We start from the raw sequence: 13,648 nt of genomic DNA, 5'->3' as shown, positions 1-13,648 counted from the left end.
AGGCATAGGCGGCAACACTTATCTATCAGCGGAACGCACCTTATGATCTCGACCCTCGCAGCAGCCCTTGAAAAACAAGGCTATGACACCCTCACACCTGTGCAGGAGTCTGTCATCAACCCTGAGTTGGAAGGCAAAGATCTGCTGGTATCCGCCCAGACCGGTTCTGGTAAAACAGTTGGCTTTGGTTTGGCGATTGGCCCGACTATCCTTTCTGAGGATGGTACCTTTGGCCCCGCAGGCCGTCCATTGGCGCTTTGTATTGCCCCAACCCGCGAACTTGCCTTGCAGGTAAAGCGTGAATTGCAGTGGCTGTATGCAGCAGCAGGTGCCACGATTGCGTCCACCGTTGGTGGCATGGATTTCCGCGACGAACGCCGCGCGCTGGATCGTGGCGCGCATATCGTTGTGTCCACACCGGGTCGTTTGAAAGACCACATCATGCGCGGCACGTTGGATATGTCCGACATGCGTGCAATTGTCTTGGACGAAGCGGACGAAATGCTCGACCTTGGTTTCCGCGAAGACCTTGAATTTATCCTTGGTGAAGCACCAGAAGACCGCCGCACATTGATGTTCTCGGCCACCGTGCCACCGATGATCGCGAAACTTGCGAAATCCTACCTGAAGGATTCTGTTCGCGTTTCCACCGTCACAAAAGAAACGCAGCATTCCGACATCGAATACCGCGCACTGACATGCACCCAGTACGACGCAGATAACGCGATCATCAACGCGCTGCGCTATTACGATGCGCCCAATGCTATTGTCTTTGCGAACACACGCGCGATGGTCACACGCCTAACAACACGCCTGTCGAACCGTGGTTTTGCGACTGTCGCACTGTCGGGTGAGCTGTCTCAGCAAGAACGGACACATGCGCTGCAAGCGATGCGCGACGGTCGTGCAAAGGTTTGCGTCGCGACAGACGTTGCTGCGCGCGGGATCGATTTGCCGAACCTCGAATTGGTGATCCACGCTGAATTGCCAACAAACGCTGAGATTCTGCTGCACCGTTCTGGCCGGACGGGTCGTGCGGGCCGTAAAGGTATTTCCGCACTGATCGTCACGCCAAAGATGCGTCGCCGTGCGGAAAACCTGCTGAAGTGGGGCAAGTTGAAAGCGGAATGGGCATCCCCGCCGTCTGCTGACGAAGTGAAAGCCAAAGACGAAGAACGTCTGTTGAATGATGACGTGTGGTCATCCGATTTTAGCGAAGACGAGACCGCATTCGCCACGAAGCTACTGGCGCAACATGCACCCGAGAAGATCGCGGCTGCCTACCTGCGCCTTTTCCAAGGCAAACAGTCAGCGCCTGAAGAACTTACAATCGTTGATCCGAACGCCCCTGCGGGTGCCCGCGAACCACGTGAACGCAAAGAACGTGCGCCATTTGGTCCGTCGAAATGGTTCAGTGTTGATGTGGGCCGCGAAGGCAAAGCCGAAGCGCGTTGGTTGCTGCCGATGATCTGTAAGGCCGGCGACATCACCAAAAAAGAAATTGGTGCGATCCGCATTCAGCCACAAGAAACCTATGTCGAGATTTCAGCAGCAGCTGTCCCGAACTTCCTCAAAGCAGTTGGCGGCGACATGACCTTGGAAAACCAAGCCAAGCTAACACAGCTTGATGGTGTACCCCAGATTTCAGAGCGCGGCGCACGTCCGAGCAAGAAACAATACCGTGACGACAAACCGCGCGGTGACTACAAAGGGCGCGATGACCGTCCACGGGGTGATCGTCCACGTGGCGACAAAAAGTTCGACAAACCTCGTGACAGTTCAGCCCCGCCGCCATCACGTCAAGACGACATGGCACCTGTTGCACGTCCTGGGTCCGACGACACGGCGCGCAAGTCACGTCACAAGAAGACAGACTTCAGCAAACCAGCACGCAAAGATCACGGCGATGCCGTCGTAGCACGTGGACCAAAACCACCATACAAACCGCGCGATGGCGAACGTCCTGCCTACAAGGGCAAGTCGGACGGCGGCAAACCAGGCGGTTTCAAAGGGAAACCGGGTGGTAAATCAGGCGGGTTCAAGAAATCCGATGATGGACGGACAGCAAAACCACGCGCAAGTGCTGGTGACACGTCGAAACGGTTCACACCTCCGGGTGGAAAACCAGGTGGTCGTAAAGGCCCGGGCGGCAAAGGTGGCGGTCAGCCACCACGGCGCGGCGGTCCTAAATCGCGGTAATCCGACGACGATCTAACAAAAATTAACAAATTGTCCCCAATGCGGGCAAATTTCACATTTCCGCCACATTTCCACCCCGGCGACGCCATGTTGCCGGGTTACCTCTACGTCAACGGCGGTCTTGTTTTCCCGTCGTGATGCTAAGCAAAACATCGCAACAGCAAGGTTAATCAGGAATGTGTTATGTTGAACTCAAAACCTAAGGATACGACACCGGCCCCACCAAAGGGTCAAAGTCATCCTAAGCCCCAAACCCCTGTTTTTCGCGACTACGCAAGTATCTGAGATTTTCGGAAACGCCAGCGCGTCTCCTCCCTTTTCGAAGTGCTGGCATACCGACTAAGATCGGTGGTGTGCGGGGTTCGTTTTCCCCTTCTTTACTCTGTACCCACTGGTCCTTTTTTCCGTTCCATGTAAATTGAAACCATGGCGGCAATCTCAACCATTAAGAATCTCGGTCCCGCGACCCAAACGATGCTCAACGATGTTGGCATTATGACCGCCGAAGATCTGCGCGCGCTCGGTGCCCATGCCGCCTATCAAAAATTGTTAGAGAATGGGACACGGCCCCATTTCATTGGGTATTACGTTCTACACATGGCCCTGCAAGGCAGACCGTGGAACGATTGCAAGGGTGACGAAAAGAAAGCGCTGCGTGTGAAATTCGATAGCCTGAAAAACGACAGTTTCGATGCCGACCGATCCGAACTGGAGACTTTTCTGGATCAGATTGGCGTCGTATCCCGCTGAGGCGGTGGCGCAAGCAGACGTTTTGCTGGGATGGTCGGCAATGGACGCCACGGCCAAAACATCCTCATCCCTAGGCCACCGAAGACGATCAAGACTGCCAGTGGTGCCGCAACTGCGAACACGTCATCGAACCCCATATTGCTGAGAAACATCGCAAACAGGATGCCCGCGGCTACAACAATTGCAAATGCGAATGCTGTGAACAGTGCGAACCTTTGGAACTTGGTTTGACCTAAAGACACACGAAACCCAGGCTGCGCGTCTTCTAACCCCGATCCAATTGCACGGATCAAGGCAACGAATCCATCCGCTTCATCGTCTTTCGGGTTCCTGTCTGAATAGCCAATCGTCACGTTTTTATGGTCTGTCCTGAGGGTTAAGCTGCGTGCCAGCAGTCCACCTACGTTGGTTGTGCTGTAAGTCGCTGCTTCAACGTCAGCCAAAGCAATTTCCCAAATCGCGACGCGATCCGCGTCCCGTTCCGTCAAGCGGCCATCTGATAACGCGTATCGAACGGTGTCCCCTAATGGCGCTTTCAGAAATGTAAATTGTATGTCTTCCATAATGGTATCTTAGGTAGTTCGTATCCCGTCGCAAAAGGAAATATGTAAACACCCTTCACATACCCAATCAAACCTGCTATGTTAACGACATGAACATACAACATGATATTGATGAAGAACTGCGTCGCTTGCGTATTGTAGCAATGCGCATGGACGCTCTATTTTACATTCCTGGCACCAAGATTTCGATTGGTCTGGATAACATCCTTGGTCTTATTCCGGTCATCGGCGATTTGGCATCCGTGGTCCCTGCGGTCTGGATGATCCACCGTGCGCACAAAATTGGAGCGACACCGGGCGCAGTTGCGTACATGTCGTTCAACACGTTGCTCGACCTAATTGTCGGGTCGGTGCCTGTCGTTGGTGACATCTTTGACGTGCTTTATAACGCAAACCTGCGCAATTATCGCGCGCTTGAGGTGAACCTGAATAGACGCGCAGCCCGCGCACGACAGGTCGATACGGGCCGGATCGGTGCGGAAAGTTGGGTGGCGTAAATGTATTGGTTGAAACTTCTCGCCGTGATCATCATCCCGCCGCTTGGTGTTTTTCTGACGGTTGGCTTTCGTGGGGCATTCTGGCTGAACATTCTACTCACGTGTCTGTTCTATATCCCCGGGTTCATCCACGCAGCCTACATTCTGGCGCGATCCCTACCCGCACGTCAGGCATAAAAAAAGGGCGCCACATTAGGCGCCCTTTTCGAATTCTAAGCCGTTGAAGACTTAGCCAACCAGTTCAAGACCGGAGAAGAAGAACGCGATTTCTTCTGCTGCAGTTTCTGGAGCATCGGAGCCGTGAACAGAGTTCTCGCCGATGGACAGTGCGAATTCTTTACGGATTGTGCCGTCAGCGGCGTCTGCTGGGTTTGTTGCGCCCATAACTTCGCGGTTTTTCGCGATTGCGTCTTCGCCTTCGAGAACCTGAACAACAATCGGCTCGGAGATCATGAATTCGCACAGTTCGCCGAAGAACGGACGCTCAGAGTGCACACCGTAGAACTGCTGTGCTTGTGCCAGTGTCAGCTGGATACGCTTGGATGCAACGATGCGCAGGCCAGCTTCTTCGAATTTAGCTGCGATTTTGCCTGTCAGGTTACGCTTTGTTGCGTCTGGCTTGATGATAGAGAATGTACGTTGAATTGCCATGTCGGGCCTCTTTCGGTCTGGGCAGGGCCAAACCCTGCGTTGAATTTCTGGGCGGGCAGTAGCATGCACCGGACCCCTTGAAAAGCGGCGATTGACCCTGCCCTTATGATCAGGCAAAGCAGCCCCATGCTTAAGATTTCAGACATCACCTATTCAGTCTCCGGCCGCACGCTGGTTGAAAACGCAACAGTGACGATTCCGACTGGTCACAAGGTGGGCTTGGTGGGGCGTAACGGCTCTGGCAAAACGACCCTGTTTAAGATCATTCGAGGCGAAATGGTGCTGGATACCGGATCTGTTGATATTCCCAAAGGCTGGAAAATTGGCGGTGTGAGCCAGGAAGTCCCAGGCAACGAAGTCTCACTGATCAACACCGTCCTGCGTGCGGATGTGGAACGTGAAGCATTGTTGGCCGAATCTGAAACGGCCACCGACCCAGCCCGCATTGCCGACATTCAAACACGGTTGGCTGATATTGATGCGTGGTCTGCCGAAGGACGCGCCTCTGCAATCCTCAAGGGTCTTGGGTTTACCGACGAAGAACAACGCCAGCCCTGTTCCGCTTTTTCTGGCGGGTGGCGGATGCGTGTTGCCTTGGCGGCTGTCCTGTTTTCTGAACCTGACTTGTTGCTGCTTGACGAACCGACAAACTATCTCGACCTTGAAGGCGCGCTGTGGCTTGAGGCCTATCTGGTTAAATATCCGCATACAGTTCTGATCGTGTCACACGACCGCGAACTGCTGAACCGATCCGTTGGCGGCATCCTGCATCTCGAAGACAAGGGGCTGATCTACTACACCGGCACCTACGACATGTTCGCCAAGCAACGCGCTGAAAAGCGTGCACTTTTGACTGCGGCAGCGAAAAAGCAGGACGCGAAGCGCGAACATCTGCAGGCTTTCGTGGATAGGTTTAAAGCGAAGGCATCCAAAGCGAAACAGGCGCAATCCCGTGTGAAAGCGCTTGAGAAGATGGAAACGATCCGTGCGCCCGAAGACGTGGCGCGGACCGTGTTCACTTTCCCGAAACCCGAAGAACTGTCACCGCCCATTATCGCGACGGAATCAGCAGCGGTTGGGTATGGCAATACAATCATTCTGCACGAATTGAACCTGCGCATCGACCAAGATGACAGGATCGCCCTACTCGGCCGCAACGGCGAAGGTAAATCCACGCTTTCCAAGATGTTATCCGGCAGACTTAAAGTGGCGCGCGGTAACATGGTGACGTCAAACAAGCTGCGGATCGGTTTCTTTGCGCAGCACCAAGTTGACGAACTTTACGTTGATGAAACGCCGCTTCAGCATCTGCTGCGTGAACGTGCTGAGGAAGGCCAAGCGAAACTGCGGGCACGTCTCGCGGGATTTGGACTGGGCGCTGATCAAGCGGATACAGAGGTTGGTCGCCTGTCAGGTGGTCAAAAAGCCCGCCTTTCGTTGCTGCTGGCAACCCTGCCCGCGCCGCATCTGCTCATCCTCGATGAGCCGACAAACCACCTTGATATCGAATCGCGTGAAGCGCTAGTTGACGCTCTGACCGCCTATACGGGCGCCGTCATCCTCGTCAGCCACGACATGCACCTGTTGTCGATGGTCGCGGATCGCCTGTGGCTCGTGAAAAACGGGCATGTAAAACCTTACGAGGAAGACCTCGAAACCTACCGCAAGATGCTGATCACCCCTGAAAAGCCCAAGGTTGCGGAAAATCCGAAGCCAAAACCAAAGGCAATCAGCCGCGACGAACTGCTCGCCTTGAAGGCTGAGGTTCGCAAGTCGGAAGAGCGTGTCAAAAAAATTAACGACATGCGCGATAAACTCGCGAAAAAACTTGCGGATCCGGTGCTTTACGAAGACGGTCGTAAGGGCGAGTTGGAAACGTGGAACAAGAAATACGCAGAGGTCATGAATGGGCTCGAACGGGCTGAAACCATGTGGATGCAAGCTCTCGAAAATCTCGAGAAAGCCCAGAAATAAGCACTAACACCTCATTTCTTTTGGCTCGTAAATATCCCCGCCGGAGGCTCCCGCATTATCCGTAAGGCACTGACATGACAGAATTACCCGCATTGATCGCCGCATTTACAACGTTGTTTGTGATCATCGACCCACCGGGCCTCACGCCGTTATTCTTAGCGTTGACCCAAGGGATGTCTCCGTCCCAACGGCGCGTCATCGCGATCCGGTCGGTTGTCATCGCTTTCTGTTTAATGGTGGCATTCATTTTGTTGGGCGAGGCTTTGTTGGGCTTTATCGGCATTTCAATGCCTGCATTCCGCATCGCGGGGGGCGTTTTGCTGTTCCTGACCGCGCTAGAGATGTTGTTCCAAAAACGTCAGGCCCGCCGTGAAGACAACGCAACCGAAGGCGGCGAAGAACATACCGAAGACCCATCTGTCTTCCCGCTGGCGCTGCCATTGATCGTTGGCCCCGGTGCCATCACAACCCTGATCCTGTTGGCAGGCCAGTCAGAAAGTGTCGTAGATGTGCTGGCGATCATCGGTGTTGTCGTCGCCGTATTGCTGATTTTGCTAGCCTTTTTGTTCGCCTCGAACCCTGTCGAACGCGTGCTTGGCAAGACTGGATTGAACATTGTCACACGGGTTCTGGGCATGCTTTTGGCCGCACTTGCAATCCAGTTTGTGCTTGATGGGATTTCCCAGACCTTTGGAATTGGTGCGTAGCACCTATATTAAGCGCATGAACACAGATCAGAAGATGCAACTGACCTATCTTGTGCTGCTTGGTGCGGCCATTGCTGGGTCTTATATTTTCGCTAACAAAAACAACCTTGGTAAGGTCGCACAGCAAGCTGCCATCTGGGGCATGATTTTTGTGGGTACGATCGCAGCCATTGGTCTATGGAATGACATTAGTCGCGACATCGCACCCCGCCAAGCGGTCAGCGGCACAGACATCGTTTTGCCGCGCGCACCGGACGGTCATTATTATATTACATTGGATATCAACGACGTACCCGTCGACTTTGTCGTCGACACTGGTGCGACGCAAGTCGTTTTGACACAGCAAGATGCGCAAAACGTGGGTCTTGATCCGGATAACCTGCGCTATCTGGGCATTGCGCGCACTGCCAACGGCGAAGTCCGCACCGCGTCTGTTGTACTCGATCAGGTCAGTGTTGGCCCATACACCGACGCACGTCTGCGCGCGACGGTGAACGGCGGCGAGATGGATCAGTCTCTGCTTGGGATGACCTATCTCGGTCTTTACGACAGTATCTCAATCACCGATGGTGAACTTATCTTGTCGCGTTAAGGAAAAACCATGTTGCGCCTATTGATTATTTGCACATTGCTGGGCCTCACGGCCTGCGCCAGCCCGAATGCGCTACCAGAGGATTTCAACGCGGACTTCGAATTCTAGCGTACAGCCGCCAAGACCGCCTTTAGTGCGCGCCCGAAAATTGCAACATCGGCGCCGATGCCAACAAATCCGACACCGCGTTCAGCGTAATATTTGCTGCGTTCCGGTGCAAAGGTCAGAATGCCAGAAATCTTGCCAGCCGCGTGAATGCGGTCGATCATATGATCAATGGCGGCCAACACATCGGGATGATCCGGATTGCCCGTGAAACCCATGTCAGCGGATAGATCGGCCGGACCGATGAATACGCCATCAACCCCTTCGGCGGCCGCAATGGCATCGATATTCTCAAGGGCGGCTGCGCTTTCAGCCTGCACAAGCAGACAAACTTGATCACCGGCGTCCCGCAAATATCCCGTCATATTACCAAAAGCAGAAGCCCGCGCGATCGCCGCGCCCATGCCACGGTTACCATGCGGTGGATAAAGCATCGCACGCCCCATTTCCGCCGCCTGGTCCCCTGTGTCGACCATCGGCACAAGTACCGTTTGCGCACCGATATCCAGAACCTGTTTGATCATCCAGGCCTGTGGATCTGCAATCCGCACGACAGCGTGCGTTGGGGTCGTGGCCAGCGCTTGCAACTGCGGGACCATTTCGCTCAACGTCAGGGGCCCATGTTCACCGTCGATCAAACACCAGTCAAAACCGCAGTGACCCGCCATTTCAGCCACAACGTGCGATCCAGTGTTCAGCCAAACACCATATTGCGGCTTGCCTGAAAGCATCGCCGTCTTGAGACCATTAATTGGAACGTCCATCGGGTACCTCATATTCAATTTTGCCATCTGGTCACACAGTCGGACCCGAAGCAAGAGGTCAGGAGATTCAGTTGGAAAACTCTCTATGCAGGACATACGCAATGGCTTATGTAATCGTTTACGTATTACGAATCTGACATCTAAATCGTCGTAGAGCATCAAGGACCACCATTATGAACTTCACCCGCGCTGACTTCCCTGATGGTTTCGTCTTTGGTGCCGCAACAGCCGCCTACCAGATTGAAGGCCATTCTTTCGGCGGCGCCGGTTCAACACATTGGGACACCTTCGCCGCGACCCAAGGCAATGTTTTCAAGGCGCAGGACGGTGCAATTGCATGCGACCATTATCATAAGTTCGAGGACGATCTCGATCTTTTGAAAGATGCCAATATGGACGCATACCGCTTTTCGACAAGTTGGGCGCGTGTTCTGCCGGAAGGCCGCGGTCAAGTGAACCAAGAAGGTCTGGATTTCTACGACCGGTTGGTGGACGCAATTCTGGCGCGCGGCCTGAAACCTTTCCAGACCTTGTATCACTGGGAAATGCCATCAGCGCTTGCGGATCTTGGCGGTTGGACAAACCCTAATGTTGGTAAATGGTTCGGTGATTTTACAGACGTCATCATGGGGCGCATTGGTGATCGTGTTGAAGCAGTAGCAACACTGAACGAGCCATGGTGCGTCGCATTTCTGTCCCATTACCTCGGGCATCATGCCCCTGGTCAGCGCGATATCCGTGCTACCGCGCGTGCCATGCACCACGTCAATCTCGCGCATGGCGTCGCCATGGAACGCCTTCGCGCGCGTGGCCAGAAAAATTGCGGCATTGTTCTCAACTTTGACTATGCCCAACCGGCAAATGATAGCGACAGCGCCCGCGCCGCAGCCGATCTGCAAGACGGAATCTTTAATCGTTGGTTTATCGAAGCGATCACCAAAGGCACCTACCCCGAAGTTGTTCTTCAGGGTTTCGAAGGACACATGCCGAAAGGCTGGGAAGATGACATGGCCGTCATCAATCAACCCATCGATTGGCTTGGCGTGAACTATTACACGCGACACTTGATGTCCGAAGACGTCAGCGCGGTTTGGCCTGCGGTAAAATCAGAAGACGACCCATTGCCAAAAACAGGCATGGATTGGGCGATTTATCCTGATGGTCTGAAACATTTTTTGACGCGTCTCTCAAAAGACTACGTTGGAGATATGCCACTTTATGTCACCGAAAACGGCATGGCATGGGATGATGATGTCGTTGATGGCGCGGTCGCTGATCCTGTGCGCGAAAGCTTTGTGAACGATCATATTCTTGCAGCCAAAGACGCAATTTCGGAAGGCGCAAACGTCAAAGGGTTTTTCTACTGGTCTTTGCTCGATAATTACGAATGGGCCTTTGGTTATGACAAACGATTTGGTATTGTTCATGTAGATTATGAAACACAGGTGCGGACGCCAAAAGCATCCTACCACGCGCTCGCTACGGCATTGCGTAGCAACCGCTGAGACAAGATATGACACATCCCAAGAACAATTACGCGCTTGTCGCTGATATTGGCGGCACAAATACGCGCGTCGCTCTCGCAAATGGCAGTCGGGTTCTTGAAAACACGATCCGTCGGTACGAAAACCGGAACTACAGCGGTCTTGAACCCGTGCTCCAGCAATATCTGGAAGATGAAGGTGGGGTCGATCCGATTGCGACCTGCGTTGCAGTCGCGGGCCCCGTTCAAGACGGTCAGGCGCGGATGACAAACCTTGATTGGGCGATGACAGAAGCGTCTCTTGGTGCCGCGACAAAGGCTGAAACGGTCGCGATTTTGAACGATTTGCAGGCGCAAGGGTATGCGATTGGGCATGTGTCTGAGGCAAACCTTGATTCCGTGCTGTCAGGAACGTCCGCGAAAGCATCGGCGGCGAAACTGGTGGTTGGGGTCGGAACCGGTTTCAACACTGCACCCGTTATCGAAAGTCCCGGAGGCCGTGTCGTGCCCGCGTCTGAAAGTGGGCATGCGACGTTGCCAACCCTGACCGCCGAAGATCACGCACTTGCGGATTTCGTCAGCCAAGCGCATGGATTTCCATCCATCGAAGATGTGTTGTCAGGTCGTGGCATTGAAAACGTTTATCGTTTCGTTGCCGAAAAGCATGGTGTTGCTGAGACCCTGCAAGCCTATGAAATCATGGCGGCGTGTGACGATGATGCGCCATTGGCAGTCGAAACAGTCGCTATTTGTGTCCGCTTGCTTGGGGCCGTTTGCGGGAACCTAGCGCTGACATTGTTACCCTTTGGAGGCATTTTCCTTGTTGGGGGTGTATCTCGCGCTTTTGCACCACATTTGGAAAAAGCCGGTTTTGCCGATGCCTTTTGCGACAAAGGGCGTTTTGGACCCTTCATGAAGAAATTTCCGATTTCTGTCGTCAAAGATGACTATGCAGCCTTAACCGGCTGCGCTGCATATCTCGCCCAGGTTAAAACAATCTAGTGCAATTGTCCCTGAACGGTGTTTGTTAAGTCGTTCAATGAGAACGGTTTTGGCAAGAATACCGAATTTGGTATCCTGGATTTGTCGTCGCTAAATGCATCTTCAGCATAGCCAGAGACGAACACGACCTTGGTGTCTGGACGATCGCACAATGCCTCGCGCACCCACGTCGGACCATCCATGCCCGGCATAATGACATCGGTCACAAAGATATCTACGCTTAGTTCTGGGTCCGACAACAACTGCAGCGCTGCTTCGGCGCAATCGGCTTCTAGCACCGTGTACCCCCGCAGTCGCAACGCCCGTGACGCAAATGCACGTACAGGCGCTTCGTCTTCGACCAGCAAAATTACGCCATCAGTGGCCAAGCTGAGTGGCGCAGGAACGGGAGTTTCGGGCTGCACCACTTCTGTAACAGGAACATCATGATGTGGGAAAAGTAGTGAAAACTGCGTGCCACGCCCGACTTCGCTGTCTGCAAAAATGTAGCCGCCGGTTTGCTTGACGATGCCGTAGGCGGTTGAAAGGCCAAGTCCCGTGCCTTCGCCCAGACGTTTTGTCGTGTAAAACGGCACAAATATTTTGGACATGATTTCCGGCGGAATACCCTGCCCTTCGTCAATAACTTTTACTACGACATATTCACCGGCAGGAACAAACGCACGATCGCGTTCAATCTCTTTCTCCAAAACGAGATTTTCGGTCACAACCTGAATTGTACCGCCATCAGGCATCGCATCACGCGCATTGACGACAAGATTCATAAGAACTTGTTCTAGCTGGCGTTTGTCCGCCTTGATTGGCGATAAATTGGGGTCGTGATTCAGCGTGAGCGTTACCTTTTCACCGACCAAGCGGTTAAGCAAATGTGTCAGATCCGACAGCGTATCGCGTAGATCAACAATTTCAGGCTGAAGATTCTGTTTCCGTGAAAAAGCGAGCAACTGCCCAACAAGACTGGCCGCGCGATTGGCGTTTTGATGGATCTGGACCAAGTCACCATAATCTTGATCGCCCTGATCATGTCGCAACAACAACAAGTCGCAATGCCCTGATATTGCAGTCAAAAGGTTGTTAAAATCGTGGGCCACACCGCCTGCGAGTTGTCCGATCGCGTGCATTTTTTGGCTTTGCACAAACTGCGCTTCCAGCGATTTTAGCTCGGTGACATCGTTCATGACGGCGATGAGATGGGCCTCCGCGCCGACACCTGCGACATTCAGTGTGACCTGCACGACCATGTCTTGACGTTCGCCCTTTCCTTCCAAAAACTGCGAAGCTTGCCCCACGCGTTTTTCGAAGGTTTCTTTGATCCAGTCACTGACCGGACGGCCCAAACCATCCAGCACTTCGGTGATCCGACGATTATCCGTTGATTTCACACCCAGCAACAAACGCGCTTCGCGATTTGAATCCAAAATATCGCCAGAACCCGAAATTTTCATGAGCGGGACGGGTAGATCCTCAATCGCGCTCCAATTCGATATCGTCTCTTCGTCAGCACGGGTGCCCGTCGCACCTGCCGGTGCCGGCAACGCATACACTTCACGTCGCCCCGGCCCGCCAGACACTTCTGCAACAATGCAGTCCACGGTACCATCAACAGTCTTAATGCGGTGCAAGTCACCGGATTTGATCGGCACAGGTCCAAACACTTCTGCTATCGATCGTGGCCTCTGTTCCAGCAACCGCCGAAATGCATCATTTAAGAACAAGATAGCGCCGCTTTTTCCCACGGTCATCATTGGCAAGGACAGCGACGCCGACGCCCGTTCGTTCTTTTGGCTGGCCTCGACCAAATCATCAAAGCGCCATAGGAACATCATCGGCCCGACCCGCGCCACCGAAAGCCTGTACTGCCCTGCCCGGGTCACGATATCTTCACGCGCGGATGCCATCGTGATTGCCCGCGATTGCAACCGATACAAAACGGCATCCGGGTTCGCGATCACAGTCGCAAGTCGTGCGCCCAACGAATTGTCCGACGTTTCGGCAAACCGTTCATCTGCGGCTTCATTTGCGTACGCAATCACGCCATCCGCGTCGGTCAGAAATGCGGGGTTCAAGTCGTTGCTAACCAACAATGGAACAGCTTCGCTTAATAGGCGCTGTTTGGCATGGACTTGGCGTCGTGCCATTGTCCCCTTTGCAGCAAGAATTCCGAGAGTTACCGCCGAGATCACAAGACCGAGCGATATCGTCAACGGCGTCACAATAATTGCTGCGACAAGTAAGAGTGGTATTGGCAAGGCCAAAAGGCCCGGATGCACTGAACGCGCCCAAAACCCTTCCGTTCCCGGTGGCCGTTTCGCAATAGCCCGCACGCGTTTCCCTTCCTGATCTAGTCCAATTGCGGATACT

The 13,648-nt window shown here is 53.7% G+C and carries 13 protein-coding genes; 9 read left to right on the top strand and 4 right to left on the bottom strand.

The annotated features are described in order from the left end of the window. The first annotated feature begins 42 nt into the window (after positions 1 to 42). Together MWU61_RS04700 and MWU61_RS04695 are read left to right on the top strand one after the other, a co-directional pair. Positions 43 to 2,199 carry a DEAD/DEAH box helicase gene (locus tag MWU61_RS04700; protein ID WP_247127083.1) on the top strand — a complete coding sequence of 719 codons (2,157 nt, stop codon included), beginning with the start codon at positions 43 to 45 and terminating at the stop codon, positions 2,197 to 2,199. Between the two features lie 426 nt (positions 2,200 to 2,625). Next, positions 2,626 to 2,949 carry a TfoX/Sxy family protein gene (locus MWU61_RS04695; RefSeq protein ID WP_247127082.1) on the top strand — a complete coding sequence of 108 codons (324 nt, stop codon included), beginning with the start codon at positions 2,626 to 2,628 and terminating at the stop codon, positions 2,947 to 2,949. Here MWU61_RS04695 and MWU61_RS04690 read toward each other — a convergent pair. Next, positions 2,925 to 3,512, bottom strand: coding sequence for a hypothetical protein (locus MWU61_RS04690; protein WP_247127081.1), 588 nt, complete (start codon positions 3,510 to 3,512; stop codon positions 2,925 to 2,927). The two genes, MWU61_RS04695 and MWU61_RS04690, sit on opposite strands and share 25 nt — an antisense overlap. Before the next feature lie 89 nt (positions 3,513 to 3,601). Between MWU61_RS04690 and MWU61_RS04685 the strand changes: the two genes are divergently transcribed. Together MWU61_RS04685 and MWU61_RS04680 are read left to right on the top strand one after the other, a co-directional pair. After that, positions 3,602 to 4,009: a DUF4112 domain-containing protein gene (locus MWU61_RS04685; protein ID WP_281501937.1), complete on the top strand. Its 408-nt coding sequence runs from the start codon at positions 3,602 to 3,604 to the stop codon at positions 4,007 to 4,009. After that, complete coding sequence (locus MWU61_RS04680; protein WP_247127079.1) at positions 4,010 to 4,186, top strand: YqaE/Pmp3 family membrane protein; 177 nt, start codon at positions 4,010 to 4,012, stop codon at positions 4,184 to 4,186. Positions 4,187 to 4,237: 51 nt separating this feature from the next. Here MWU61_RS04680 and ndk read toward each other — a convergent pair whose 3' ends face one another. Beyond that, positions 4,238 to 4,660 (bottom strand): nucleoside-diphosphate kinase, encoded by a 423-nt coding sequence (ndk, locus tag MWU61_RS04675; protein ID WP_073141126.1) that lies wholly within the window; start codon positions 4,658 to 4,660, stop codon positions 4,238 to 4,240. Positions 4,661 to 4,786: 126 nt separating this feature from the next. Between ndk and abc-f the strand changes: the two genes are divergently transcribed. The 3 genes from abc-f to MWU61_RS04660 all read left to right on the top strand — a co-directional run bounded on the left by abc-f (position 4,787) and on the right by MWU61_RS04660 (position 7,933). Continuing rightward, positions 4,787 to 6,634 carry a ribosomal protection-like ABC-F family protein gene (abc-f, locus tag MWU61_RS04670; RefSeq protein ID WP_247127078.1) on the top strand — a complete coding sequence of 616 codons (1,848 nt, stop codon included), beginning with the start codon at positions 4,787 to 4,789 and terminating at the stop codon, positions 6,632 to 6,634. Positions 6,635 to 6,708: 74 nt separating this feature from the next. Further along, a complete protein-coding gene (locus MWU61_RS04665) occupies positions 6,709 to 7,341 on the top strand; it encodes a MarC family protein (RefSeq protein ID WP_247127077.1) in 633 nt (210 codons plus the stop codon). A 34-nt stretch (positions 7,342 to 7,375) separates the two neighbouring features. Continuing rightward, the gene (locus MWU61_RS04660) at positions 7,376 to 7,933 is read left to right on the top strand and encodes a TIGR02281 family clan AA aspartic protease (protein WP_247127076.1); all 558 of its coding nucleotides are present in this window, start codon (positions 7,376 to 7,378) and stop codon (positions 7,931 to 7,933) included. Positions 7,934 to 8,037: 104 nt separating this feature from the next. On the opposite strand, the gene MWU61_RS04655 is transcribed toward MWU61_RS04660, so the two are convergent. After that, positions 8,038 to 8,802: an HpcH/HpaI aldolase/citrate lyase family protein gene (locus MWU61_RS04655; RefSeq protein ID WP_247127075.1), complete on the bottom strand. Its 765-nt coding sequence runs from the start codon at positions 8,800 to 8,802 to the stop codon at positions 8,038 to 8,040. 173 nt (positions 8,803 to 8,975) lie between these two features. Here MWU61_RS04655 and MWU61_RS04650 point away from each other — a divergent pair, with 173 nt between their 5' ends. Then, positions 8,976 to 10,307: a GH1 family beta-glucosidase gene (locus MWU61_RS04650; protein WP_247127074.1), complete on the top strand. Its 1,332-nt coding sequence runs from the start codon at positions 8,976 to 8,978 to the stop codon at positions 10,305 to 10,307. Between the two features lie 8 nt (positions 10,308 to 10,315). Continuing rightward, positions 10,316 to 11,287: an ROK family protein gene (locus tag MWU61_RS04645; protein WP_247127073.1), complete on the top strand. Its 972-nt coding sequence runs from the start codon at positions 10,316 to 10,318 to the stop codon at positions 11,285 to 11,287. Here MWU61_RS04645 and MWU61_RS04640 read toward each other — a convergent pair. Beyond that, positions 11,284 to 13,425, bottom strand: coding sequence for an ATP-binding protein (locus tag MWU61_RS04640; RefSeq protein WP_247127072.1), 2,142 nt, complete (start codon positions 13,423 to 13,425; stop codon positions 11,284 to 11,286). The two genes, MWU61_RS04645 and MWU61_RS04640, sit on opposite strands and share 4 nt — an antisense overlap. Between the last annotated feature and the right edge of the window lie 223 nt (positions 13,426 to 13,648).

Source organism: Loktanella sp. F6476L (assembly GCF_023015725.1).
In the GTDB taxonomy this organism is placed as follows: Bacteria; Pseudomonadota; Alphaproteobacteria; order Rhodobacterales; family Rhodobacteraceae; genus Yoonia.
Note: the sequence above shows the minus strand (reverse complement) of the source record. Positions and strands in the feature narration are given on the sequence as shown.